This is a genomic window from Paraburkholderia caffeinilytica (assembly GCF_046030355.1).
Lineage (GTDB): Bacteria > Pseudomonadota > Gammaproteobacteria > Burkholderiales > Burkholderiaceae > Paraburkholderia > Paraburkholderia caffeinilytica_B.
Window position 1 is genome coordinate 115,557 of sequence record NZ_JAQQCQ010000001.1, and the last position, 26,175, is coordinate 141,731.

Genomic DNA, 26,175 nt, shown 5'->3' on the forward strand with positions numbered 1-26,175 from the left:
GACCAGGCGGTCGCAGCCGTCAACAGCAAACTAATCGAGGATCAGGCGTCGTCCATCATGCGGACTTTGACCTTCTTGCCCTTCACCTTGCCGGCGCTGAGCTTGCGCAACGCGTCGCGCGCAATGCTGCGCTCCACGGCCACATAGGTCGACATTTCCGTCACATTGATCTTGCCGATCTGCGAACCGGCGAAACCTGCTTCGCCAGTCAGCGCGCCGAGCACGTCGCCCGGACGGATTTTTTCCTTGCGGCCGCCGAGAATCTGCAGCGTTTCCATCGGCGGCAGCAGCCGTTCATTGCTCGCCGGTTTGAGATCAGCCAGCTTATGCCACTCGACTTCACGCTTCTGCGCCTGCTCGAGACTGCCGACGCGGCCCATCTCGTTCATGCTGGCGAGACTGAGCGCCCAGCCTTCCTGATCGGCGCGACCCGTGCGGCCGATGCGGTGCACGTGCACTTCCGGATCCGGCGTGACGTCGACGTTGATCACCGCTTCAAGCTCCGCGATGTCCAGACCGCGCGAAGCGACGTCGGTGGCAACCAGCACCGAGCAACTGCGGTTCGCGAACTGGATCAGCACCTGATCGCGCTCACGCTGATCGAGTTCGCCGTGCAGCGCCAGCGCATGAAAACCCTGCGCGCGCAGTACGTCGAGCAGATCGCGGCATTGCTGCTTGGTGTTGCAAAACGCCAGCGTACTCACCGGACGATAGTGGTTCAGCAGCAGACCGACGGCATGCAGACGCTGGTCTTCGGTCACTTCATAGAAGCGCTGACGAATCTTGGTGTTGTCGTGCCGCTCGGCGAGCTTCACTTCCTTTGGATTACGCAGGAATTGCTGGCTCAGCTTGACGATGCCTTCCGGGTATGTCGCGGAAAACAGCAGCGTTTGCCGCTCTTTCGGGCATTGCTTCACGACGGTGGCGATGTCGTCGAAGAAACCCATGTCGAGCATGCGATCGGCTTCGTCGAGCACCAGCGTGTTGAGCGACTGCAACGGCAGGCTGCCGCGCTCGAGGTGATCCATGATCCGGCCCGGCGTACCGACCACGATATGCGCACCGTGTTCGAGGCTGGCCGTTTGCGGACGCATTGGCGTGCCGCCGCACAGCGTCAGCACCTTGATGTTTTCTTCGGCGCGCGCCAGACGGCGGATTTCCTGCGTGACCTGATCGGCGAGTTCGCGCGTGGGGCACAGCACCATCGCCTGCACGGCGAAGTTGCGCACGTCGAGGCGGTTGAGCAGCGCCAGCGAAAAGGCCGCGGTCTTGCCGCTGCCGGTTTTCGCCTGGGCGATGAGATCGTTGCCGGCCAGCGCGATCGGCAGGCTCGCGGCCTGAATCGGCGTCATCTCGACGTAGCCGAGCTGCGTCAGATTGGCGAGCGTAGCGGGCGGTAGCGGTAGCTGGCTAAACGGCGCGCCGGCTTGAGTGGGAGTGTTCATAGTGTGTGGGCTCGCTATCGACTGAAGAGGCTGAAGAGACTGACGCTCAGGGCCTATTCGGCCATGGGGCCGGTGGCGGGGCGGCCTTCGATCTGCTCGTACAGCACCGAGCCATCTTCTCCGTCGAAACGTTCGACGTAATTACGCGCGCCGCACATCGGGCAACGGAACAGGAGTCCCTGCCCTTCATTCTTGATGACGACGTCCGACATTTCCCACTGCTCGCCGCAGGGTTGGTTTCTACAGGTAAACACGTTGATTCTCCAACTGGATTCGATTGTTTATTGGGTGGGCCGGATACAGGGCCCAGCCGGGAATGCTGTCACTGCCATGGCCGGCGGCGCCGGCAACATGGACAGTGCGCGTCAACCCAGATGGGTATGTCGCGCACGCGTGGCGCTTACATCCATATCGGTGAGGCCCTGGACGATGCCGCAGTCTTCAACGGCCTGCTCGCCGTGACATTGCTCGCGCAGCGTGGTCAGTTGCGCCTTCAGTTGCTTCAATTCGTCGATACGCGTGTCGACGTGCGCAATATGCTCGTCGATCAGGCTATTGATGCCGCCGCAGCCGTCTGCCGGGGCGTCTGTCAGACGCAGCAACGCACGGATTTCGTCGTGGGTCATGTCGAGCGCGCGGCAGTTGCGGATGAAGCGCAGCCGTTCCACATGTCGGGCCGAATAACTGCGGTAATTGGCCTCGGTTCGCTCCGCTTCGGGCAACAGACCCTCTTTTTCGTAGAAACGGATGGTTTCGGTCGTGCAATGGGCGATTTTCGCCAGTTCGCCAATTTTCATGGTCCCTCCGGATTGCGGCCTTGACCTTGTAGTGGCTTCAAGGTGTTTACTAGACCACAAATCGAACCAGGAAGCCACCCATGCCTCACGCCAATCTCGCCGAAGCCGACCGTCCAGAACGGGCCAAAGCCTGTGCCCACGGGCATGACGGGCATGCCGATGAAAGCACTGAAGGTCACGGTCGTAGCGAAAGCTGCGGTCACAGCCATGAAGCGGTGGCATGTGAAGATGCTCACGAGCACGGCGAGAGCTGCGATCATGACCCCAAAGCACATGCACGCGAACCGGAGCATGAACACGTGCACGAACACGGCGACAGCTGCAGCCATGACGCCAAAGCGCACGACCATAGCTCCGAAGCAGCCTGTTGCGGAACGGCGCACGCGGCAGCCGCACCGGTCAAGCTCCCGCAATCGGAAGCCGTTGGCAGCGACGTGCGCACCGCGATCCGCATCCTGCAGATGGACTGTCCGACCGAAGAAGCGCTGATCCGCAAGAAATTCAGCCGCATGCCGTACGTGCGCAGCATGGACTTCAACCTGATGCAGCGCGTGTTGACCGTCGTGCACGCGCCGGATGCCCTCGGTTCGATCCTCGCCGCGCTCCGTTCGCTCGACTTCACGCCCGAGTTGGCAGACGCGAACCCGGACACGGCAACCACCGCCCCTCGCGCGCCGTCCAAGCCGTGGTGGCCGCTGGCGCTCGCGGGCATCGCTGCGGTGAGCTCAGAGGCCTCCAGCTGGCTTGGCGCCCCTGTCTGGCTGGCAGCGGGTCTGGCGCTCATCGCGATCGCCTCCTGTGGCCTCACGACGTACAAGAAGGGCTGGCTCGCGATCCGCAACGGCAATCTCAACATCAACGCGCTGATGAGCATTGCGGTAACCGGCGCGCTGATCCTGCAGCAGTGGCCGGAAGCCGCGATGGTGATGGTGCTCTTCACCATCGCCGAACTGATCGAAGCGAAGTCGCTCGACCGCGCCCGCAATGCTATCCAGGGCTTGATGCAACTCACGCCTGAGCAGGCGAGCGTGCAGCAGGCCGACGGCAACTGGCGTCTCATGGACCTCAAGGCGATCGTGCTCGGCGCGGTAGTACGCGTGAAGCCAGGCGAGCGAATCGCGCTCGATGGCGAAATCGTCACGGGTCGCTCGAGCGTCGATCAGGCGCCAATCACCGGTGAAAGCCTGCCTGTCGACAAGACCGTGGGCGACGCGGTGTTCGCCGGCACGATCAACCAGGCCGGTTCGTTCGACTACCGCGTCACGGCCGCGGCCAGCAATACGACACTCGCACGCATCATTCACGCGGTCGAAGAAGCACAGGGCACCAAAGCGCCGACACAGCGTTTCGTCGACCAGTTCGCGCGCGTCTACACGCCGATCGTGTTCGCTGCCGCACTCGCCGTGGCGGTGTTGCCGCCGCTGCTGTTCGGCGGACAGTGGCACGAATGGGTCTACAAGGCGCTGGTGATGCTGGTGATCGCCTGTCCGTGCGCGCTCGTCATCTCGACGCCGGTGACGATCGTCAGCGGTCTCGCTGCCGCCGCCCGCAAAGGCATTCTGATCAAAGGCGGCGCCTATCTCGAACAGGGCCGCAAGCTGAGCTGGCTCGCACTCGACAAAACCGGCACGATCACGCACGGCAAGCCGGTGCAAACCGAGTTCGAGCTGCTGGCCGACGTCGACGTGATTCGTTGCAGGTCACTCGCGGCGAGCCTTGCGGGCCGTTCGGACCATCCCGTGTCGATGGCGATCGCGGCAGCGGCAAAAAGCGAAAGCATCGTCAGCACCAGCGCCACAGTCGAGGCGTTCGAGGCGCTGGCAGGACGCGGCGTCCGCGGCGATATCGACGGCTCGCCGTATTGGCTCGGCAATCATCGGCTGGTCGAAGAACTCGGACGCTGTTCGGCGTCGCTCGAAACGCGGCTTGACGCGCTCGAAGGGCAAGGCAAAACCGTCGTGATGCTGGTGGATGCCGAACGTGTGCTCGCGCTGTTCGCCGTCGCCGATACGGTGAAGGACACGAGCCGCGCCGCCATTGCCGAGTTGCAACGTCTCGGCGTACGAGCCGCCATGCTCACCGGCGACAACCCGCATACCGCCGCCGCGATCGCGCAGCAAGTGGGTATCGACGAAGCGCGCGGCAATCAGTTGCCCGAAGACAAGCTGAACGCGGTGGCGCAGTGGTCGCAGGAAGGCGCGACGGTGGGCATGGTCGGCGACGGCATCAACGATGCCCCCGCGCTGGCGCGCGCCGACATCGGCTTTGCGATGGGCGCAATGGGCACCGACACCGCGATCGAAACCGCCGACGTCGCGTTGATGGACGACGATCTGCGCAAGATTCCACTGTTCATTCGTCTGTCGAAGGCGACGCATTCGGTGCTGGTGCAGAACATCACGCTGGCGCTGGGCATCAAGAGCGTTTTCCTCGTGCTGACCGTGATGGGTCTGGGCACGATGTGGATGGCCGTATTCGCCGACGTGGGCGCGAGTCTGCTGGTGGTGGCGAATGGCTTGCGGCTATTGCGCAAGTGACACGCCGCATTCGAGTCTGCTCGTCTTTACGCATGGCGGGGATTAATCGAATTTCACCAGAGCGGATCAGGCGCCAACGTCTCTAATGCGCGAACGAATAATCTTCGGTTTGCACGCGACCGTTGTTCGCGGCCTTCAACGTATCCGAAGGCCGCAGGCCGAATAGCTTCCGGTAATCGGTCGCAAACTGGCTCAAATGCCAGAAGCCCCACGCCGCGGCGATGTCCTGAACCGAACGCGATTCACGCGATGCATTGCACAGATCGCGTCGCGCGCCGTTCAGGCGAATCGTGCGCAGGTACGTGGCGGGCGCCATGCCGAGCACGTCCTGAAAGCAGTATTGCAACGTGCGGCGGCTCACATGGAGCCGTTCGCACAACTCCGGCACATTGATCGCGCGGTCCCGATGGGCCAGCACATACTCGCGCGCTTCCGACACAATCGACTGACGCCGCCCACGCGCAGGCATTGCAACCTGCTCCGCGGCAGGCAACGCGCCCACATCGAATAACGACGCCAGCACCGACGCCTGCAAATTGTTGCGTGCGAATGAGGACAACGGCGCACCGTTCGCGGCGCCGTCATCAAGCAACTGGCGCAGCGATGCGCACAGGCGCTCCTTGCGAGCCTTGCCGATCGACACGACTTCCGTGTTCGGCAGATGGTCGGCCAGGCCGACCCGCTCCACGTCGGCCGCGTACCGCCGCAGCACGTCACCCTTCACCACCACACCGAAAATCTCGTAGCCCGCCGACGTCAGCAATTCGAATTCGATCCCGCCTGGACGAAATGCGAGCGCGTCGCCCGCGATCACCTGTGTGTCGATACGGCCGGATCCTTCGGGGCAAGTCGGAATGCCGAACCAGTAGGCGTCCTCCTGCACCTCGCAGGTCTGCCGCAGCGTATGGCTGGTGGTTTCGACAAATACCTGCATGTGGTCGAGGCACAACTCCGTCAAACCGCCGACGAAACGGCCTGCGGTCAATTGGTCGTAGGTCTGGCTCCAGCCGTGAAGATTACGCGCTTGCTCGTCGGCGTCGTAGGCGACGCAGGTCTGCACGCAAAAGCTCGGCTGCTGCGCATGCGCCGGTGCTGTCAGGCTGTCGTTTCGGAATTCAATCGTCATACCGGATCTGCGAAAACAGGATATCGAGCGGAAAAAGAAGGCAATTCCCATGCCGAAAAGATTTGCCGCTTACGTTGCCTTGATCTCACCGGCAGGTGCTCACGCCCTGTTCAATTTATGAACAGGGCGATGCACACTGCTCAGAAACGAATCGTTCATTCATCGGCAACGTGAGCAATGCCGCGCGCCATGCTTCGCGGGCGTGCTTGCTACGCGTGCGCCGCTCACCAGCACGGTGCATTGGCACAGTTCTGGCTCTAGTCTGTCGCGGCCAGCGAAATATCGCGCCGAATATAGCCCATTCAAACATGTGAGGAGCACACAGATGAATCACGCAGAGATGCAGTTTCTGACTACCGAATTCCCGTACAAAAAACAGTATGGAAATTTTATCGGCGGCGAATGGGTGAAACCGGTGGGTGGCGAGTACTTCGACAATGTATCGCCAATCACCGGTGAGCCGTTCACGTCGATCCCGCGCTCACGCGAAGCCGATATCGAACTCGCCCTCGACGCCGCGCATCGTGCGAAGGCAGCGTGGGGCAAGACGTCGACCACCGAGCGCGCGAACATCCTGAACCGTATCGCCGACCGGATGGAAGCGAATCTCCAGCGCATCGCCGTGGCTGAAACGATCGACAACGGCAAGCCGCTGCGCGAAACCATGGCTGCGGATATTCCGTTGGCCATCGATCATTTCCGTTATTTCGCCGGCGCCGTGCGTGCGCAGGAAGGTGGGATATCCGAGATCGATCACGACACCGTCGCCTATCACTTTCATGAACCGCTCGGCGTGGTCGGTCAGATCATTCCGTGGAATTTCCCGATCCTGATGGCGGTGTGGAAGCTCGCGCCCGCCTTGGCCGCCGGCAATTGCGTCGTGCTGAAGCCGGCCGAGCAAACGCCTGCGTCGATTCTCGTGCTGCTCGAACTAATCCACGATCTGCTGCCGCCGGGCGTGCTGAACGTGGTGAACGGGTTCGGCCTCGAAGCCGGCAAGCCGCTCGCGTCGAACAAACGCATCGCGAAGATCGCGTTCACGGGCGAGACAACGACCGGTCGCCTGATCATGCAGTACGCGAGCCAGAACATCATTCCGGTGACGCTAGAACTCGGCGGCAAGAGTCCGAACATTTTCTTCGCCGACGTGATGAACGAAGACGACAGCTACTTCGACAAAGCGCTCGAAGGCTTTACGATGTTCGCGCTGAACCAGGGCGAAGTGTGCACGTGTCCTTCACGTGTGCTGATCGACGAAAAGATTTACGACCGTTTCATGGAGCGCGCGTTGAAACGCGTGGCAGCGATCACGCAAGGCCACCCGCTCGACACGAAGACGATGATCGGCGCACAGGCCTCGCAGGAACAGTTGGAAAAAATCCTTTCGTACGTCGATCTCGGCAAGCAGGAAGGTGCGGAGTGTCTCATCGGCGGTGAACGCAATACGCTCGACGGCGAACTGAGCAAAGGCTACTACGTGAAGCCGACCGTATTCCGCGGCCACAACAAGATGCGCATCTTCCAGGAAGAAATCTTCGGGCCGGTCGTTTCCGTGACGACCTTCAAGAACGAAGACGAAGCGCTCGAGATCGCCAACGATACGCTCTACGGTCTGGGCGCCGGTGTCTGGACTCGCGACGGTACGCGCGCCTATCGCTTCGGCCGGCAAATCCAGGCGGGCCGCGTGTGGACCAACTGCTATCACGCGTATCCGGCACATGCTGCGTTCGGTGGCTACAAGCAATCGGGTATCGGCCGCGAAAATCACAAGATGATGCTCGATCACTATCAGCAGACCAAGAACCTGCTGGTCAGCTATAGCGATAAGCCGCTCGGTTTCTTCTAAGCTTGACGAAGCGTTAGCAATTCCGTTCGAGCGGGCCGCTTTGCGCGGCTCGCTCTTTTTCAGCGAGGGCTTATGATGGCTGATGAGAAGCAAGTCTCGCGTGTAATAGCCACGCCTGCGGCGATCGATTTGATCGATAAGCTATGCGCCGAACACGGGGCCGTGCTGTTTCACCAATCCGGCGGATGCTGCGACGGCAGCGCGCCGATGATGTTCCCTCAGAGTGAGTTCATGGTCGGCTCGTCCGATGTGAAACTCGGCACCATTGCCGGCGTGCCGTTCTATATGAGCGAATCGCAGTTTGAATACTGGCAGCACACGCAGTTGATCATCGACGTGGTGCCGGGGAATGGCGGAATGTTTTCTTTGGAGCGGCCGAGCGGGCTGCGGTTTTTGACACGCTCGCGACTGTTCGAAGACGACGAAAACGCGTGGCTGGAAACCCACCCGGTAGAACGGGCGGATGCTTAGCGTTTCTATACCGCACCTGAGTTCGGATTGTCGCTGGCCGCGCGCGTGCTCGTCAGCGAGCACGTGTTTAATTTGAATCGGCGCCGACTACCGGTGTTGTCGGTGTACTCGCTAGCAGCGCATCGCTATCGTCTTTCAAACCAACGCCCGTGAGACCCAGGCGCCGCGCGTGCGTCAGCAGATAGTGCAACTTGTGCGCCGCTGATTCGTAGTTGAGACCTTCAGGCCGAACATTCGAAATACAGTTGCGTTGCGCATCGCTGCAACCCACTTTAGGGGCGTACGTCAGGTAGATGCCGAGGCTATCAGGCGAACTCAAACCCGGACGCTCGCCAATCAACATCACAACTAGTTTGGCCTTGAGCAGTTCGCCGATTTCATCACCGAGCGCGACGCGGGCCTGCCGTGCGACTACTACCGGGCCGATCTTCCAGTCTGTGAGTTTGGTGCAAACGGCTTGCAGCAGCGGAATCGATTGTTTCGATGCAGCGAATGCGGAGAGACCGTCGGCGATGACGAAAACGACCTCCGGTGACTCGACCTTGAATTGTCCGAGCGCTGCGCGACTCTCATCGCTCAAACGCCTGCCGAGATCAGGACGCCGCAAATAATGCTCGCGATCGGGCGCGGCACTATGCACATCCAGTGTGCTGAAATCTAGTGTGCGCAACTGTTCGTGCAGTACGTTCGTATCGAGCGGATGATGCACCGCGTCGCGCGCTTGCGCATGTGAGAGGTTGAACGCCAGCAACGGTGCAGTCGGCAAACTGTTGCCCGCGCGACCTAACGCGATGCGCGCATTGGTGAACTGCCGCAGCGCATTCCACGGATTCTTTTCGAGGAAGTCACTCATGCAATGCCTATCCAGTCATTTGCGCCTTGCAGCAGCGGTTGCTGTGACGATGCACTCAGCAACGCGCCGCGTGCGTCGGTGATCTGCATGGACTCCAGCCATTCTTCGAATTCCGGCGCACGGCGCAAGCCGAGCACATCGCGCACATAGAGGGCGTCGTGGAAAGAGGTGCTTTGATAATTGAGCATCACATCGTCCGCCCCCGGAATACCCATGATGAAATTAATGCCCGCCACGCCTAATAACGTGAGCAGGTTATCCATGTCGTCCTGATCGGCTTCTGCGTGATTCGTATAGCAGATGTCGCAACCCATCGGCACGCCGAGCAGCTTGCCGCAGAAGTGATCTTCGAGACCCGCGCGTGTGATCTGCTTGCCATCGTACAGATACTCCGGTCCGATGAAGCCGACCACCGTGTTAACCAGAAATGGATTGAACTTGCGCGCGACTGCATAGGCGCGCACTTCGCACGTCTGTTGATCGACGCCGAAATGCGCATCGGCCGATAAGGCGCTGCCTTGACCCGTTTCGAAATACATCAGGTTATGGCCGACGGTGCCGCGTTTCAGCGAAAGCCCTGCTTCATACGCTTCCTGCAACAGCGCAAGCGAAATACCGAAGCCCGCGTTCGCTTTCTCCGTACCGGCAATCGACTGAAACACGAGATCGACCGGCGCGCCTTTTTCAATTGCCGCGATCGTATTCGTGACGTGAGTCAGCACACATGATTGCGTCGGCACTTGATAACGTTGGCGGAAGTCGTCGATCATCAGCAGCAGCTTGGTGATCGCGGCAAGATTGTCGCTGGCCGGATTGATGCCGATCATCGCGTCGCCACAGCCGTACATCAGCCCGTCGAGCATCGACGCAGCGATACCTTTGACGTCGTCGGTCGGATGATTCGGTTGCAGACGCACCGACATGTGGCCCGGCAAACCGATCGTATTGCGAAAGCGCGTAATCACCGGACGTTTGCGCGCCACGGTGATCAGATCCTGATTGCGCATCAACTTCGAGACCGCCGCGACCATCTCCGGCGTGAGGCCGGCGGTGATCCGCGTGAGCGCGGCCGCATCGGTCGTGCTGCTCAACAGCCAGTTGCGGAAATCCCCGACCGTCAGATGCGAGATCTCGGCGAACGCTTGCGGCGAGTGATCGTCGATCACGAGGCGCGTGACCTCGTCGCTCTCGTACGGAATCAACGCTTCGTTGAGAAACGTGCGCAGCGGTGTCTGAGCGAGCGCCATCTTGGCCGCAACGCGCTCTTCTTCACTCGCCGCCGCGACGCCCGCGAGCTGGTCGCCGGAACGCTGCGGACTGGCCTTCGCCATCAACGTTTTCAGGTCGGCAAAACGATAAGTGCGGCTGCCGATTGTCTCGGTGTAGCTCATCTTTACGACTCCATCGCCGCTGCTTGCGCAGCGGCTCGATCCGTCACTCTTCGAGCAAAGCGTCCGACGGCGCTGCTTCGCGTTGATGGCGCGTCAACAGGAAGTAGACGTAGCCGAGCGCGAGGAAGATCGCGAACACGATGGCCACCAGGAAATTGAAGTAGACCATTGTTGCCAGACAAATCACCGCGGCCACCAGCGCGAACGCCGGAAAGAACGGAAACAGCGGCGCGCGGAACGGGCGCTCCATGTTCGGATCCGAGCGGCGCAGCTTGAACAGCGACAACATGCTGATGATATACATCACGATAGCGCCAAATACGGACATCGTCACGATGTTCGCCGTCAGCGTCTGGCCGCCGAACTGGATCAGCTCGTCGCTATAGATCGCGGCGATGCCGACCACGCCGCCCGCAATGATTGCGCGATGCGGCGTCTTGAAGCGCGGATGCACCTTGGCGAGCCACTCCGGCAGATAACCCGCGCGAGCCAGCGCGAAAATCTGCCGCGAGTAGCCGAGGATGATGCCGTGAAACGAGGCGACGAGCCCGAACAGGCCGAGCCACACGAGCATATGCATCCAGCCGCTATGTTCGCCGACGATGAATTTCATGGCCTGCGGCAGCGGATCGTTGATGTTCGACAGTTTGGTCCAGTCGCCTGCCGCGCCTGCGAATACCATCACGCCGATGGCGAGCAGCACCAGTGTCAGAATGCCGGCGACGTAGGCGATAGGAATCGAACGCTTCGGATTCTTGGCTTCTTCGGCGGCCATCGCGACACCTTCGATCGCGAGGAAAAACCAGATGGCAAACGGAATCGCCGCGAACATGCCGTGGAACGAGCCCATGCTGAACGTGTCCGCGCCAGACCAGCCGCCCTTCGTGAAGTTCGACCACTGGAAGCCCGGCGACACGACGCCCATGAACACCAGCAACTCGAAGATCGCGAGCAGCGTCACGCACAACTCGAAGGCCGCGGCGATCTGCACGCCGACGATATTCAGCGCCATGAAGACCAGATACGCGCCCATCGCCGCGTGTTTCGGCTCGAGACCGGGAAACTGTACGTGCAGATAGGCGCCGATCGCGAGTGCAATCGCGGGTGGGGCGAACACGAATTCGACTAACGTCGCCGCGCCCGCCAGATAACCGCCGGTCGGACCAAAAGCGTGACGGGCGTAGGCAAACGGGCCGCCTGCATGCGGAATCGACGTGGTGAGCTCGGTGAAACTGAAAATGAAGGTGGTGTACATCGCGGCGATGAAAACCGCCGTGATGACGAAGCCGAGTGTGCCGGCGCTTGCCCAGCCGTAGCTCCAGCCGAAATACTCGCCGGAAATGACCAGACCGACCGCGATCCCCCACAGTTGCCATGTGCCGAGTGTCTGCTTCAACTCGTGATGCGTGACTTTACCGACGTGCTGACTTTTGGACTCTGATTTCATCGGGCGCTCCAGATGTTGCCGCTTGCTCGACGCCGCAAGGCTTTGCGGTGCATGGGCCGACAGGCTTCAGCCGATGGTAGTGAGCCATTATTCGAGGTGTTATCGAAATTCGGCAAAGTTCGGGCGCGATTGTGTCAGTGGACGCTTAATTCCGTTCGTGCGCGTTTTGGCGAAGATCGCAGGATTTGGTAAATGAGAGCGTGGTACTTTGATTCGCATGCCATCCGGCATTCTTCTTTCGGTTAGTTAGTCACTCAGCCATGAACCAATCGGACAATCGGGCGCGCTACGAAACGCGGCTTGGCCGCGTGCTGGACCATATTTACGATCATCTCGACGAACCGCTGGATATCGATCGTTTAGCGGAAATCGCCTGCATGTCGCCATATCACTGGCATCGCATCTTTCAGGCGATGTATGGCGAGACGGTCGCGACGACCGTGCGACGTTTGCGACTGCATCGTGCGGCGGGATATCTCGCGAATGGTTCGATGCCGATCGCTGAAGTTGCCGAGCGCTCGGGCTATAGCAGTTTGCAATCTTTCTCTCGCACCTTCCGCGCGGTTTTTGGCATTCCGCCGGCGCAGTATCGCAAGCAGGGTACGCATAGCCGGTTTCGTCCGGCACTTTCAGGAGACGATCAAATGACGATGCGTGAAGTGGTGATTCGACACGTGGAGCCGATGGAGGTTTTGTCGGTGGATCACGTTGGGCCGTATATGCAGATCGGCAAGGCGTTCGACGGTCTATTCGGCTGGTTGGCGAAACATAATTTGCTGGCGGGGCAAATGCGTATGATCGGGATTTACTACGACGATCCGGGTGTTGTTGCTGAGGATGAGTTGCGGTCTAAGGCAGGGGTGTTGTTGCCGCATCCGGTGCAGGCTTCGGTGACGGTGAGTCCGCCGGTTTCGGTGGCGCATGTGAAGGGCGGGGAGTATGCGGTGTTGCGGCATAAGGGACCGTATAGCGATATGCGGGCGGCTTATGAGTGGTTGTATGGGACGTGGCTTGTGCAATCGGGGCGGGAAGCGGCGGATGCACCGGTGTTTGAGGAGTATTTGAATAGCCCTAAGGAGACTGCGCCTGCTGAGTTACTGACGGAGATTTGTTTGCCGTTGGTTTGAGGGGTTTGGTTCTGGTTGGGTGGTTGTGCTTGCGTTGTGCATGTTTACGCAGCGAGGTTCGCGGATGCCTCTCTGGTTTTTATAGTCTTTGTATATGTATACGTAGTAATAGTTAACAAGCACCTCACTTTTCTGTGGATAACTTGGATCTTCGTTTACGGATCAAGGAGCTGCGGAATCGATAAGTCTGCGGAGCGTGCGCGGACAGAGGCAAGAAGCCAGGGAAAACTTTTGACTGGCCTGGCGAGGTTGTTGGTTTATCAAAGTTTCGCCCACAACGTGTCAGGTGGTTTGTACAAAAGTTGTCCAGAGGGGGATGTGGATAAGTGGGATGACTTATCCAGCATTCAGCGGTCAGTTTGACTTGTCGCTCGCCGTGCTCGTCCAGCGCTGCCCAGGAACGGGCCGACTTGTCCCGGCACTAATCGTGCTGGTTGGATGCGCCTCAGCGGGGAAGATTTCCCCGCAAACGCAAATTATTCCCCGCGTAAAATGCGGAGAATAACGGCTGCATTCGCCGCTTCTGGTCGTGGACGGTTTGATTGCAACCGATTGTGCGGAATCGTTGCTCGCCCTCCCGATCGTTTCCGCTTTTCCCACCCCTACACCATGAACTTCGACTATTCCACGCTCGACGTATTGCGCCAGAATCATCCGGCATGGCGGCTGCTGCGCTCGGATCACGCGCCGCTAGTCGCAAGCTTTCTGCATCGCACTTTCACAGCGCCCAATGTGCGTGTGATATCGCAAGCGGACCTGGCCGAAGCGCTGGAAGACGAGTTGTATGCATTGCGCGAGCAGCTCGGCCCCACCGCCTTTCCAAAAGCAGCATCCGACTATCTAAACGACTGGGCCGCCAACGACAAAGGCTGGCTACGCAAGTTTTATCGTCAGGATTCGGACGAACCCCAATTCGATCTCACGCCCGCTACGGAAAAGGCCATTGCGTGGCTTGGCACTTTGACGGAACGTAGTTTCGTCGGTACTGAATCGCGCTTGCTTATCCGTCATGTTCTGCAGGACCGTTCGCAAGTGACGCTGCGCGAGCTGTGCGACACCCAGCCTCTGCAGCAAGGTTTAGCTGAACTGGTCGCTTACTTGCAACTTGCCGGCGACACGTTCAGCACGGTCGTGGACGAGCAGGTCAGCGAAACAATCGTCTGGCGTAGCCGGAAAGACAGCGGCGAACAACAGACCCGGCAGGCAAGCCTGCCACGCGTTATTTTCGTGAGATAAAGATAGTGGAACAGGAACATGACGCAACGGCCTCAACGCACGATCTGTCGAGCCTGTTGATTCCGTTGCTTAAAGGCGTGATTTACCGGGACGCGGATGCCGTCCTATGGAGCGCCCTGCTCGACTTACAAGCGCGCGTAAGGGATTACGTCACGGTGCTGAATCTCGAACTGGTGCTCGACGAAGCGGAAGGTTACGCGTTCCTGCGCTCCCGCCCCGATGACGGCGATGACGATTCGCCCGTATTGCCCCGTCTTGTCGCAAGACGCCCGTTGTCTTTTCCGGTGAGTCTGATGCTGGCGTTGCTGCGCAAGAAGCTCGCCGAGTCCGACGCCGGCGGGGGTGACACTCGCCTCATTCTCACGCGCGAGCAGATGGTGGAAATGATTCGCGTATTTTTACCGTCAGGCAGCAACGAAGCCAAACTGATTGACCAGATCGACACACAAATAAACAAGATCGTCGAACTCGGTTTCTTGCGCAAGCTGAAACCGGGCGCCGGCAAGCGCGAGGGCCAAGCCACCGCGTTCGAAGTACAGCGAATCCTCAAAGCGTTTGTCGACGCCCAGTGGCTCGCCGATTTCGACACACGGCTCGCGGTCTATCAAGCGCAACTCGGAGCAGCAGCATCAAGGAACACAGATGACTGACATGCAACTGCCCGGACTCGATTTCGTCGCCGACGACGCATTGTCCGGTTACCATCTCAGCATTTCTAGTCTCGCAAGAAGCGTGGGAGTCTAACGAATTCCGTTTCCCTGCACACTTGTGCAGGGAAACGGAATTCGTTAGACTGGCATCCCTTATTAATCAATAACTTGCTAACTTTTTCGGTCCAATTGTTTTCAGCCCCCGAACCGAATTAGTTGGACTACCCGGATTTGTGTCGCGAATTCGTTAGACTGAGTCACCCACCCAAAAAACGCGCTGATTGAGCGCTCGCAGCCTTCGCCGATTGCACATCAGCATTTCTCAGGCGGGTTGGATGCCCGGCTGCCAACGTGCTCCAGATTGCTACCTTACGTATGGAGCGCGTGATGAATAACGCTCGCCGTTGCGTTGCCTGTGGCAGCCTCTTCCGTCCTTTGTCCCACATCCCAAATCAACGATTCTGTTCTGCCATGGGCTGCCAGCGAGAGCGACGCCGACGCTGGCAACAGCAGCGACTTCGAAGTGATCCCGACTATCGCGACAACCAGGCGCGGGCGCAGGCCAAATGGCGCGCTCGTCACCCGGGCTACTGGCGTCAATACCGCGCGACGCACCCGGCCTATCGGGAACGAAATTGCGCGATGCAACGGGAGCGGAATGCGCGACGAAGTTCCAGTCCAGTTGCAAACATGGACGCGTCACCGCCTTTACACCCGCTCGCATCAGGCTTCTACATACTGCGCCGTGCGGTCGAAACGGGCATTGCAAAGATGAACGCGTGCACCGTCCATATCGCCGTGCTGTCGGCACCAAACGGGCCACCCATACGTGATTGCAAAGAGATGACGTGATCGACTTCCGCGCCACGCCTGCTACCTTTGCCTTGTACCCGCTCTGAATCAGACACCACCGCAGTTGCGACGCGGTTGCGTTTCGAAAGTGACGACCTGCGTGTCCGACGCGATGCCGGGCACGCAAGCTCAGGGGAGCGAGGATTCGAAGCAGCGGGAGCAGGACCGTGTCACTCGATCACTTAGGCGATACCGTCGTCGCGCAGGCCCCCTCGGTACGGGCGGCCGAATACGTTCGTATGTCGACTGAGCACCAGCAGTACTCGACTGAGAACCAGCGCGACAGGATCCGGGAGTACGCCGTGCGGCGCGGTCTCGAGATCGTTCGCACCTACGCCGACGAGGGTAAAAGCGGTCTGCGTATCGACGGGCGGCAGGCGCTGCAGCAGTTGATCAAGGACGTCGAAAGCGGTCGTGCGGATTTTCAGGTGATCCTCGTCTATGACGTGAGTCGCTGGGGGAGATTTCAGGACGCAGATGAAAGTGCGTACTACGAGTATGTCTGCCGGCGTGCCGGCATCCAGGTTGCCTATTGCGCCGAACAGTTTGAAAACGACGGCTCGCCGGTATCCACCATCGTGAAAGGAGTGAAGCGGGCAATGGCCGGCGAATACAGCCGGGAATTGTCGGCCAAGGTGTTTGCCGGCCAGTGCCGGCTGATCGAACTCGGCTTCCGGCAGGGAGGGCCAGCCGGCTATGGTCTGCGTCGTGTGCTCATTGACCAGCACGGGATCATGAAAGGAGAACTTCAGCGAGGCGAGCACAAAAGCCTGCAGACCGATCGGGTCATCCTTATGCCAGGGCCCGAGAGCGAAATCCGGATTATCAATCTCATCTACAACTGGTTTATCGACGGATCGTTAAATGAATGCGAGATTGCGGCCCGCTTGAATGGCATGCGTGTTCACACAAATCTCGATCGCGAGTGGACACGAGCGACAGTACGGGAGGTACTGACCAACGAGAAATACATCGGCAACAACGTCTACAACCGCGTGTCATTCAAGCTCAAGAAAATGCGCGTCGTGAATACACCGGACATGTGGATCCGGAAGGAAGGAGCATTCCAGTCAATCGTACCAAGCGAAGTGTTTTACACGGCGCAGGGCATCATGCGGGCGCGCGCCCGGCGCTATTCGAATGAGGAGCTCATCGAGCGTCTGCGCAACCTGTACCGCAACCGTGGTTTCCTGTCCGGCCTGGTTATCGACGAGACTGATGGCATGCCATCAAGCTCCGTTTACATGTACAGGTTCGGCAGCCTGATCCGCGCATACCAGACCGTGGGTTTCACGCCTGGTCGCGACTACCGCTATCTCGAGACCAATCGCTTCCTCCGGCAGTTACACCCTGAAATCGTTGCGCAGACGGAGAAGAAGATCGCCGATCTCGGTGGCGCAGTGCTACGCGATCCAGCCACAGATATGCTCACCGTCAACGATGAGTTCACTACCTGCCTCGTTCTCGCCCGTTGCCAGACACGCGAAAATGGGCGGCATCACTGGAAGGTCCGGTTTGACACGAGCCTGCTGCCGGACATTACGGTAGCCGTTAGGCTCGACCACGCGAATTCCGCAGCGCTCGATTATTACCTCCTGCCGCGTCTGGATTTCGGCCAGCCGCGCATCAGCCTCGCCGACCAGAACAGGATTGAGTTCGACAGCTACCGTTTTGACACGCTTGATTATCTCTATGGCATGGCAGAGCGGGCTCGCCTCCGGAGGGTGGCATGAACCCGCAGCAACAAACCGGTGAAGTGAGGATGATTCCGGTCGACCAGATCGAGGTCATCAATCCTCGTGAGCGTAACAACCGCATCTTCAACGAAATCGTCGGCAACATCAGGGAGATCGGCCTGAAAAAGCCGATCAAGGTTACGCCGCGTGCTACAGCAGATGGCGTCGAGAAGTATCTGCTTGTGTGCGGCGAGGGTCGCCTGAAGGCTTTCCGTTCACTCGGCGAGACGACCATCCCGGCGATCGTTGTGAATGTCAGCGACGAAGACGCATTCATCATGAGCCTAGCGGAGAACATTGCGCGTCGTCAGTGCAGGCCGCTCGAACTCCTCGCCGGTATCCGGCAATTGCAGGAGCAGGGATATACGTCGAAGGTGATCGCGGAAAAAACGGGGCTCACGCAATCTTATATCCAAGGTATCCTGATGCTTCTGCACCGTGGTGAGGAACGACTGGTCATAGCAGTGGAGAAGGGGCGGATTCCACTTAACGCCGCACTCTCTATTGTCGGCGCCGGTGACGACGACACGGCAATACAGGCTGCTCTGCAGGAAGCTTACGAGTCCGGCAAGTTACGGGGCAAGCAATTGATAGACGCCCGACGGATTATCGAACGACGGAAAACGCTTGGGCGCTCCGCCGCCCACAACATGTCGGGCAAGCTCACGGATGTAACGACATCGAGCCTGGTGCGGACCTACCAGCATGAAGTCGAACGCCAGAAGTCGATGGTGCGTAAGGCCGAATTTGCGCAGCAGCGGCTCATGTTCGTCGTGGGCGCACTCCGGCAAATGTTCGCCGATGAAAACTTCGTCAATCTGCTACGTGCAGAAGGACTGGCAACGTTGCCGAAATATCTTGCCGAGCGTGTCTGGTCGGGCGGGAGCGTCGCATGACAGGCGTGACGCTCGGTTTCATTCCTGAGCCGCTATCCGTTCCATTAGTGTGCATCCTGCCGTCGCGCAAAACGCCGGCGACAATCATCGACTCCCGCAAGTTCAAACAGATCAAGGCCTCGATCGAGGAGATCGGCCTGATCGAGCCGCTGTCCGTCACGGCAGCGCATCAGAGTACGGGTCAACATGTGCTGCTTGATGGTCACCTGCGCCTCATTGCGATGCAGGAACTTGGATTTGTCGACGCATCATGTCTGGTTGCAACCGATGACGAAAGCTACACCTACAACAACCGCGTCAATCGGCTGTCGACCATCCAGGAGCACTATATGATCCGGCGCGTCGTCGAACGGGGTGTATCGCCGGAGAGGCTGGCAAAGTCGCTTGCCATGGACGTGTCCCAGATTCTCAAGAAACTTTCATTGCTGGATGGCATATGCCCTGAAGCCGCCGAACTTCTGGGGGATCGTCAGTTTTCCGTAGAGCTTGCCCGTGCAATTCGAAAAATGAAACCGACGCGGCAGGTAGAATGCGTCGAACTGATGATCGCGGCAAACAATGTGACCGTGCCTTATGCCGAAGCGCTGCTTGTCGCGACACCCTCAGCGCGACTGGTCGACGGAAAGAAACCACCGAAGTTGACCGGCGTCACGCCTGAGCAAATGGCGAAGATGGAGCGGGAGATGAGTAATCTGCAGGGGCAATACAAACTTGTCGAGCAGACCTACGGACAGGATGTGCTGAACCTGGTGCTCGCAAAGGGATATCTCGCCAGGCTCCTGGAGAACGAACTGGTCGCTCAATACCTGCAGCAACGTCAGCCAGACCTGCTGGCTGAGTTCGAAACGATTGTCGAGACAGTTTCGCTCGAACAGCAGCAATTCAGCGTTCTCACCTAGCTGCTCTTAGCATCGCGAATGCGGTGCATGGCGTCATATTAGACCTTGAAATTGAAGGCAGCCTCCGCTATTAGAATGCGTTAGTTTTGAGAATGGGACGCATAGGGCTCAGTTTCGTCAATTCGCCGTCAATCGCCCAAGCGCGCGATTCATCACCTGAACAACTGCTTCGCTGCCAGACCCTGCCAGCTATCGTACAATCGAAACGCATCAAAGCACCACGGCTAACGTGGTAGCGAACAAACTAGCTGACCGAGGAAATGAGTAGCAACATCGAACACTTCAACTCCGCCGTGGCATCGCTGCTGGGCGAGCTTTACCAAAATTTCCCGACAAAAATTACGCTAGCAGCAGGCGACTTTCCAATGCCTCCGCAAGGATCGCTGAACCAAGATGAGCAGCTCTACCACGCCGAGATGCAGCAATGGTTCGACCTTGTCAATTTGTACAACCATACCGCTTACTTTCTATTAGAGGAAGGATACATTCGCGGCGAAGTAAGACCGCCGTATACGCCAGTACACGAGTGCTGTTTGACCAGCAAGGGACTCGCAGCTCTTCAAAGGATGCCTAGTTCACTGAAAGCGAAAAATCGCAACATTGGCGATTTTTTTGTTGAGGTTGGGAAGGATTCCCTCAAGGACGGGGTAAAGGAAATACTTAAATCCGCTGTGACCTCTTTGTTGTCGGGGCACTAATTTAAGTGCCCTAGCTTTGCATGACGTGGTTCCGCTTGTATTTGGTGTGTGCATTTCGCCTGAGCAATCGCGTAGCCGCTGGACGCAGAGGTCGTTCAGTAAGAGGCGGCAATACTCGATATTTGCTGTCCGGCGTAGTCGCCGAATCGCCCGTGAGCGTGGCTGCGCAACGTCCCGCAGTGAACAGTCACCGACTTTCCGGCAGATACACTCAAGTTTGCGGGATACGTTGCCGATACTATTTACGACAACAGCCCCCAACATTGATGGACTAACGATAACTTGGTCGCTTTGACGATGATTTCCTCCTTCGAGCAGTTGCACGCTGCATTCGAGTCGTTCCGGGCGGACAAGCGCTGGCTCTTTCGGGGTCACGCACATTTAGACTGGACGCTAATACCCAAAGCCGGACGAGATCCATATAGGACGATAGACGATCAAGTCGTATTCCACTCATGGCGCCGCCAGGCTGTCGCGTATGTAAGTGTGCGACCGCAAAACGATTGGGAGTGGCTCGCAGTAGCTCAGCATCACGGTCTTGCGACTCGTCTCCTTGATTGGTCCTCCAATCCGCTTGTGGCGAGCTACTTCGCTGTACGGGACTCTTTGCCGGGTGATGCAGTCGTGTACGCCGCAAAATTCAAATCGGCGGTTCCCCCGGAGGCGAAGGGAAGCCCGAAGGAATTTCGCGAACTGGCAGTGTTCCGTACGCATCGAATAGCCGACCGGATAACGAGTCAGGGTGGCCTGTTCACGATCCATCCAGATCCTACTTCGGCCATTCGCTCAGACTCCACGGGCGTCCTCGGATTGGAGGCGATTCGCATAGCCGAGGCGTTCAGACCCAAGCTGCGTGCTCAGCTGTCTTATTACGGTTTCAATGATGCGACGTTGTTTCCAGGACTCGACGGCGTTTCAAGCCACATCAATTGGACGATCGAGTCTCAGGAGTATTGGAAATATCCGGCGTCATCAATGCTATGAGACCAGGCCGAGGCCCTGAAAGGAACACTTGGCTGTCCGGAAGAGAAGCATGGACGTTTTGCGCCGTGCAAGCAAGGCGACTGGTCATCCCGTCTTGAGTAGCGTTGAAGGTCTTGGGAACATCGTATTCACAAAAAACGATTGTCGAGACAGTCTCGCTTGGGCAGCAGCAGTTTAGCGTTCTCACCTAGCTGGTCTTAGCATCGCCATTTCGATGCATGGCGTTACATTAGACTTTGAAACGGCATGTCGTCCGCCGTTTTTCGAGGGCGTCAGTTTTTGAGAACGGGCCGAATTGATGACAGGCAGCAAGCTTGAGCTCCGCCGCCTTCGATTGACGCTCCTCCAGCGAGGAGCGGAGTTCGTATACTTTCCGATCACCGAACTTGGTTGCGCATTCATCTATTAAAGCCGCCATTTGACCCACTGGCGATGTCTCGCACTATCAATATCTAAAATAGAGAATCCCGAGCGCACCTGGTTCACCTGATGTTTTGCCCTTCTTGGTGATCGCCGGCAGATCAATGTCCTTGACGTCCTTCCAGCCAAACCCTTGGAAAATGCCTTCGGCGAGACTAACAAAGCCCATGAACTTGCGTGACATCCGGTAGGCAATCACGCCAAGTATTGCCAGGATACCCAACCCACCCAAGGCCCACATTTGCACGATACCCGTCCAATTATCCACCGAGTCAAAGAAAGCTATCGCGCCAGTTAAAAGGTACATAAACAAGAGCAGCGGTAGGCAGACTTTCAGCCACAACCGCAGTGAAGCCTTGTAGTGAGCATATCTACCCCTACTGCAATGTGGATGCAGAGCCACAATCTTGTCGCTGATACGTCGTATGCCGTACCCCTGCCAAGTGTCACCCCATTGCTCGGCGACAACTTCGACTTCATCACCTTCATCGAAGACTGACTGCCACACCCACGCCTTGATGGGCTTACCGTCCAGATCGAATTCCAGAAGATCTGCCTCCTCAGTCGTATCCATTGCCATACCGCTTAAGCCAACAGCGATGCCGCCCAACCCTGCCAGCCCAGCCGCAATTGCCGTTGCACCCATTTTTTTTCGGTCGGAGTCGGTAAAGAAAAAGTCCTGGCTGCGACGTGTTTTACGCAAATTGGTGATGCGGCCGCGCAACAATTTTGCGGGCGCCGACGATGTTGCTTCAATAGTCATTCCGAACCCTCACTTGCCGTCAACCCAACGCTCTTGAGTGCCTTTTCGAATTCCTCATGCTGCTTGCCCGCTTCCCATGGAGGACTATTCGGCGACTTGCCAAACGTACATTTTTCAAACCAGCCCTGCAAATCGTTATCCGAGAAATACCAGATCAGGACTTGAATCACTGTGATTACCACAGCGACCTCCCAGCCTGCCATGAAGAGTGCAACTCGCCCTATCATTAGCAACGCGCCGCGCTCGCCAACTGCCACGACAACTTCTCCTGCTGCCACACCAACTGCTTCTCTGCCGGCTGCATTTGCTGCGGCCGCCCGAGCCGCTGCCGTCGTACCTTCTTCGGCGGCTGTTGCCAGGCTGGCAGTTCTTGCCGTCGCTCCGGCAATACCAGCGCTCGCCTTGCCTAGCCACACGACGCCGCGCCCACCGGTGATTCTCGCGATCATTGGTGCGCTTGATGTTAGCGCCGTCAAGAGGTTAGCAGCGGCGGCAGTAAATCCCAAACCGCTCTTAATGAAATAGAGTGACGCGAGGCAGATCTTGCTGTCCTGCGCTTGCGCCACACCTTTTTTCGCGTCGAAGAACGCGCCAATCGCTGCCGATGCGCCACCAAAATAACCTGTGATGGCCTTTAAATTAGCCGCAGTCTGGGCTGCATCTTTCGCCATCGCCGCCATTGCTTTGCTGGAGGCTTGCAAACAGGCAGATGAAGCTGAAAATCCGCTCGCTACGAGCATCGCATAGTCTTCTCCACTTTTGTCGACTTTTGCCAGACTCGCACCAAAACCAAACAGCTCAATAATCGCCAACGTTCCGGCGATTCGAATCCCTGTAGCAGCCTCCGCACCCTCGCTTGTCAGCTTGACAGCATTCCACTTCGCCCGGAGCACGAGGCCCCTTTCATCTGATGCCAAAGTCTCGAGAGTCTGCGCATATGCCTCCGCAGCTTTCACGCCTTTTGCGCGCAATGCGCGGTAGCCGCTTTCCAGCTTGGCACGCAACTTCGGTTCGACGTTCGCCGATTCTTTGACCAGATCGAGGGTGTCGGTCTGACTTATGCCGACCCGCATCATCAGCGCACCGCGTATCAGAAATGCCCCCGCGCAGTCGCTCACTTTACCCATCCCCGTCCACTTGAAAAGCGCATTGGCAATCGCAATGCTCAGCCGGTCGACTTGAAGTTTTTTTACGGCACGCTCGGTAGCCGAGATTGCGTACTCATGCTCCTTGACTTCGCCCATTTTTTCGCGAAATTCGACAAACGTTTTCAACTTCTCCAATGGCTTGGCGATCTTTTCAAGAATCTCCGCGATCTCCTCTGCGTGCGTTGCCTTGTACGCCGTCGCCTTTGCGAGCAATTCTTTAATTTCCACCTTCGGTTGTTTCTGGTTGAACGCGAAGGCTCGCCAAACCAGACTCGTCGGCTGGGTGGGATCCATGTTGTTCACCAGATCGACCACGACCTGGGCGCCTTTCTCTTCAGACGGCAGCCCGGTGATCGCCTCGTTCACCACGCCCTCGAACGCAGTACCATTGGGAATGTCGTTCTCGTGGTAATCGTGAAGAGTAGCAAGCAACAGCGGTGCTTTCAGCCACGCGGCAACGTCCGCCGTACGGTCAGCCTGTAACTGGTTCACGGTAGCTTGCATAGATTGGAACGCGCCGCGAAACTGCTGGAACCTGGGTTTGTTAAGCTTATCCAGATATTTCGGCCACTCTGCCTCGCCGATCTCTTTAGCCTCCGCCGGGCTGATCTTTCCCGCGTCCTCGATGTTCTTCTCCGACGCCGCTTCCTGTTCGGGCGACGGCATCGACGGTATGCCATCCATCGCGCCAGGCGAATTGATCATCGCCTCCCAGCCTGCTTGACGAGCCGAACGCCAGCGGCTTTTTGAAGCAACTGCGCCATTTTTTACCGCGACCTCCGCCGCTTCGATCGACTGCAACGCATCAATCTCTTTGGGCAATTCCTGTACATAGCGTGTCATCATGACGGCAGCGTCGTTGCGATAACCGTTCAGTTCGTGCACGTTACCGATGCCGTCCCAAAGTGCCAACAGCATTGGGGGATGATGCTTGCCTGCTTTGGTTTCACCAACGCCATTCATCAGTTTCACAAGCGCGGCGCTCGCTGAAGCCGGTGTCGCCTGGCGTATATGCAACGGATAGCGCGTCGCTTCGTGTTTCAACACGTCCGCGTTAACACTACCGTTTGGGTTGCTGACTTTTTGTTTTGGCAATTGCAACAACTTGGGATCGAAACCTGGCATGTACTCGACGACGGCATCGATGCTCTGCTCGGTCGCAACCGCAGCGTGTTCATCTTTTGCACCTGTGATCCATTTCGCCGGTTCGATGCGTTGCATGCGCTGCGCGCGAAGTGTTGCGTCGCCCGCATACAGTTTGAAGATGTCCTTGTGCCACGGGTACTCAGAGAAGGCGATATAAACGTCGCCACACTTTTCCGGACGTTCAATCGCGATAATGTCCATTGGCACGGCGATGCTCTTCTGAGCGCAGGCGGGATGAATCGCCGGAGCAGTCATAAGTGGCAGGGGCTGCTTCCACAAGCATCCATCCTCGGTTACCGTGTAGGCTTCCCAGTAGTTGCTGCCACGCGCGCCCTTCGCATAGAAAAGGTAGAGCCACCCTTCGCGCAATGTGCGCAGACCGTAGTGATGCGCCGTCAGAGAGACATCCGTTACGCCTTTACCGCTAATGCCGGCCGGCAGTTTCGCCCCCACGGTCTGCGGCAGTACGGTATACCGCACCGGAAGGATCGGTAAACCCGCCTTTTCGCAGTTAGCGCATTTTTGATCGGTCGTTGCCATGATGATTTTTTGTGTTCGATTATTGGACGCAATGGTCAGAGTCTTTCACGCCGTCGCTACTCAATGGTTACGCTGTGCTTCACGGGATCACAGACTCGTCGCATTCAAATGAGGCTCGATATCAGCCTGCATCCGCAGGTTGCCTGATCGCCATGGCGCGCTATGGGCACACCGTTGTCCATCATCGATTCGTCACCCTCAACGATGACATTGGGTTTGACGTCCTCATGCTTTGGACAGGAGACTTCGTCGCCCTTGCGAGCAACAAAGCGGCCATCGAAAGACATGGTCTGCGATGCGGTGATCACCTTGCCGCCATGATCGGTATCGTCATCGAGACGAATGAGATTCATCATGGAGTCGTCTCCTTCTCTACCGTGAAACATTGCCAGACCTTATTGGTGTCCATTGCGTCCTCTACGAACGATTTACTTGTAACGGAAGTAATAGCGACCGTAATTCGCGAGGGTATTGGTTCCGCGGTGCTCGCGTGAGGTCTTGCGAAGGTTGATGTTTTCCACGTCCGGCCAGCCATAGGTTCTGAAAATAGCTTCGGCAAGCCGAACAAAGCCCATCATCTTTTGGGTGACACGGTAAAAAATAATTGCAAAGACGACAAGAGTTGCCGCCATCGCGACGCCCATGAACGCAGCAAACGAAAGAAATTTTTCGCCGAAATCTCCCGGCCTGTGCATCGCAAACACACCGATTGCGTTGACGAGCACGAAAGCCCAGAACATGATTTTTGCCATGCTGCGATAGTGCTGCTTGCGGCCCGCGGTAGCATGCGGATAGACGGAAACGATATCGTCTCCGTCTCGCTTGACCGAATAGACGACGTACCGGCTTTCTCCCACCTTCTCGGCTACGACTTCTACAACGTCGCCATTGCGCATCGGCAAGAGCCAAAGCCAGCCTTGCATCTGCATTCCGTCCAGTTCGAACTCGACCCAGTCGGCTTCCTCGTCTGCGTTGGATGCCATATTCACGAGTCCAATACCAGCTGCGCCCAAACCCATTGCGGCCGCACCCACGGCGGTTGCGCCGACCGCATTTTGCTGGAATTGAGTGAGCACAAAATCATGAGTACGCCGGGAGCGCTGCAGGTTGGCAATCGTCCCGCGCAACAGGACGGTTTGCAAAGTCGATTCGTTTTTCTTCATGATT

22 protein-coding genes are annotated in these 26,175 nt (G+C 58.0%); 11 read left to right on the forward strand and 11 right to left on the reverse strand.

Going from position 1 to position 26,175, the window contains the following annotated elements; translation table 11 throughout:
* Nucleotides 1–41: 41 nt before the first annotated feature.
* The 3 genes from dbpA to cadR form a co-directional block, all read right to left on the reverse strand.
* On the reverse strand, nt 42–1,445 hold the full coding sequence (gene dbpA / locus PQQ95_RS00510) for an ATP-dependent RNA helicase DbpA (protein WP_408433619.1): 1,404 nt from the start codon (nt 1,443–1,445) through the stop codon (nt 42–44).
* A gap of 53 nt (nt 1,446–1,498) precedes the next feature.
* Nucleotides 1,499–1,699, reverse strand: a complete 201-nt coding sequence (locus tag PQQ95_RS00515) for a hypothetical protein (protein WP_028197690.1) — start codon at nt 1,697–1,699, stop codon at nt 1,499–1,501.
* A gap of 111 nt (nt 1,700–1,810) precedes the next feature.
* Nucleotides 1,811–2,242: a Cd(II)/Pb(II)-responsive transcriptional regulator gene (cadR, locus tag PQQ95_RS00520; RefSeq protein WP_408433622.1), complete on the reverse strand. Its 432-nt coding sequence runs from the start codon at nt 2,240–2,242 to the stop codon at nt 1,811–1,813.
* Between the two features lie 80 nt (nt 2,243–2,322).
* Here cadR and PQQ95_RS00525 point away from each other — a divergent pair, with 80 nt between their 5' ends.
* Nucleotides 2,323–4,779, forward strand: a complete 2,457-nt coding sequence (locus tag PQQ95_RS00525; RefSeq protein WP_408433624.1) for a heavy metal translocating P-type ATPase — start codon at nt 2,323–2,325, stop codon at nt 4,777–4,779.
* A gap of 82 nt (nt 4,780–4,861) precedes the next feature.
* Here the strand turns inward: PQQ95_RS00525 and PQQ95_RS00530 are convergent, their stop codons facing one another.
* Nucleotides 4,862–5,905, reverse strand: a complete 1,044-nt coding sequence (locus tag PQQ95_RS00530; RefSeq protein ID WP_408433627.1) for a helix-turn-helix domain-containing protein — start codon at nt 5,903–5,905, stop codon at nt 4,862–4,864.
* Between the two features lie 325 nt (nt 5,906–6,230).
* Here PQQ95_RS00530 and adh point away from each other — a divergent pair, with 325 nt between their 5' ends.
* Complete coding sequence (adh, locus tag PQQ95_RS00535; RefSeq protein ID WP_408433630.1) at nt 6,231–7,751, forward strand: aldehyde dehydrogenase; 1,521 nt, start codon at nt 6,231–6,233, stop codon at nt 7,749–7,751.
* Between the two features lie 75 nt (nt 7,752–7,826).
* The gene (locus tag PQQ95_RS00540) at nt 7,827–8,222 is read left to right on the forward strand and encodes a DUF779 domain-containing protein (protein WP_408434523.1); all 396 of its coding nucleotides are present in this window, start codon (nt 7,827–7,829) and stop codon (nt 8,220–8,222) included.
* 67 nt (nt 8,223–8,289) lie between these two features.
* Here PQQ95_RS00540 and eutC read toward each other — a convergent pair whose 3' ends face one another.
* The 3 genes from eutC to eat are packed head-to-tail and all read right to left on the reverse strand — an operon-like array spanning nt 8,290 to nt 11,913.
* The gene (gene eutC / locus PQQ95_RS00545) at nt 8,290–9,075 is read right to left on the reverse strand and encodes an ethanolamine ammonia-lyase subunit EutC (protein WP_408433632.1); all 786 of its coding nucleotides are present in this window, start codon (nt 9,073–9,075) and stop codon (nt 8,290–8,292) included.
* Nucleotides 9,072–10,466 carry an ethanolamine ammonia-lyase subunit EutB gene (locus PQQ95_RS00550; RefSeq protein ID WP_408433634.1) on the reverse strand — a complete coding sequence of 465 codons (1,395 nt, stop codon included), beginning with the start codon at nt 10,464–10,466 and terminating at the stop codon, nt 9,072–9,074. Before PQQ95_RS00550 ends, eutC begins: the two co-directional genes overlap by 4 nt.
* A gap of 43 nt (nt 10,467–10,509) precedes the next feature.
* Nucleotides 10,510–11,913, reverse strand: a complete 1,404-nt coding sequence (eat, locus tag PQQ95_RS00555; protein WP_408433637.1) for an ethanolamine permease — start codon at nt 11,911–11,913, stop codon at nt 10,510–10,512.
* 260 nt (nt 11,914–12,173) lie between these two features.
* On the opposite strand from eat, the gene PQQ95_RS00560 reads away from it, so the two are divergent.
* From PQQ95_RS00560 to PQQ95_RS36630, 8 genes are all read left to right on the forward strand, one after another.
* Nucleotides 12,174–13,040: an AraC family transcriptional regulator gene (locus tag PQQ95_RS00560; protein WP_408433640.1), complete on the forward strand. Its 867-nt coding sequence runs from the start codon at nt 12,174–12,176 to the stop codon at nt 13,038–13,040.
* A gap of 609 nt (nt 13,041–13,649) precedes the next feature.
* The gene (locus tag PQQ95_RS00565) at nt 13,650–14,276 is read left to right on the forward strand and encodes a DUF3375 family protein (RefSeq protein WP_408434526.1); all 627 of its coding nucleotides are present in this window, start codon (nt 13,650–13,652) and stop codon (nt 14,274–14,276) included.
* A gap of 2 nt (nt 14,277–14,278) precedes the next feature.
* The gene (locus PQQ95_RS00570) at nt 14,279–14,926 is read left to right on the forward strand and encodes a DUF4194 domain-containing protein (RefSeq protein WP_408434529.1); all 648 of its coding nucleotides are present in this window, start codon (nt 14,279–14,281) and stop codon (nt 14,924–14,926) included.
* A gap of 1,019 nt (nt 14,927–15,945) precedes the next feature.
* Nucleotides 15,946–17,511 (forward strand): recombinase family protein, encoded by a 1,566-nt coding sequence (locus PQQ95_RS00575; protein WP_408433643.1) that lies wholly within the window; start codon nt 15,946–15,948, stop codon nt 17,509–17,511.
* On the forward strand, nt 17,508–18,410 hold the full coding sequence (locus PQQ95_RS00580; protein ID WP_408433646.1) for a ParB/RepB/Spo0J family partition protein: 903 nt from the start codon (nt 17,508–17,510) through the stop codon (nt 18,408–18,410). The genes PQQ95_RS00575 and PQQ95_RS00580 overlap by 4 nt, the downstream gene beginning before the upstream one ends.
* Nucleotides 18,407–19,309 carry a plasmid partitioning protein RepB C-terminal domain-containing protein gene (locus PQQ95_RS00585; RefSeq protein WP_408433649.1) on the forward strand — a complete coding sequence of 301 codons (903 nt, stop codon included), beginning with the start codon at nt 18,407–18,409 and terminating at the stop codon, nt 19,307–19,309. The genes PQQ95_RS00580 and PQQ95_RS00585 overlap by 4 nt, the downstream gene beginning before the upstream one ends.
* Nucleotides 19,310–19,569: 260 nt before the next feature.
* Nucleotides 19,570–20,007 (forward strand): hypothetical protein, encoded by a 438-nt coding sequence (locus PQQ95_RS00590; protein WP_408433652.1) that lies wholly within the window; start codon nt 19,570–19,572, stop codon nt 20,005–20,007.
* Nucleotides 20,008–20,304: 297 nt separating this feature from the next.
* A complete protein-coding gene (locus PQQ95_RS36630) occupies nt 20,305–20,991 on the forward strand; it encodes an FRG domain-containing protein (protein WP_507022025.1) in 687 nt (228 codons plus the stop codon).
* A 445-nt stretch (nt 20,992–21,436) separates the two neighbouring features.
* Here PQQ95_RS36630 and PQQ95_RS00605 read toward each other — a convergent pair whose 3' ends face one another.
* The 4 genes from PQQ95_RS00605 to PQQ95_RS00620 form a co-directional block, all read right to left on the reverse strand.
* On the reverse strand, nt 21,437–22,174 hold the full coding sequence (locus PQQ95_RS00605) for a putative type VI secretion system effector (RefSeq protein WP_347143848.1): 738 nt from the start codon (nt 22,172–22,174) through the stop codon (nt 21,437–21,439).
* On the reverse strand, nt 22,171–25,008 hold the full coding sequence (locus PQQ95_RS00610; protein WP_408433655.1) for a T6SS effector BTH_I2691 family protein: 2,838 nt from the start codon (nt 25,006–25,008) through the stop codon (nt 22,171–22,173). Before PQQ95_RS00610 ends, PQQ95_RS00605 begins: the two co-directional genes overlap by 4 nt.
* A gap of 104 nt (nt 25,009–25,112) precedes the next feature.
* Nucleotides 25,113–25,364, reverse strand: a complete 252-nt coding sequence (locus PQQ95_RS00615) for a PAAR domain-containing protein (RefSeq protein WP_408433658.1) — start codon at nt 25,362–25,364, stop codon at nt 25,113–25,115.
* A gap of 72 nt (nt 25,365–25,436) precedes the next feature.
* On the reverse strand, nt 25,437–26,171 hold the full coding sequence (locus PQQ95_RS00620; RefSeq protein WP_347143851.1) for a putative type VI secretion system effector: 735 nt from the start codon (nt 26,169–26,171) through the stop codon (nt 25,437–25,439).
* Nucleotides 26,172–26,175: the final 4 nt, after the last annotated feature.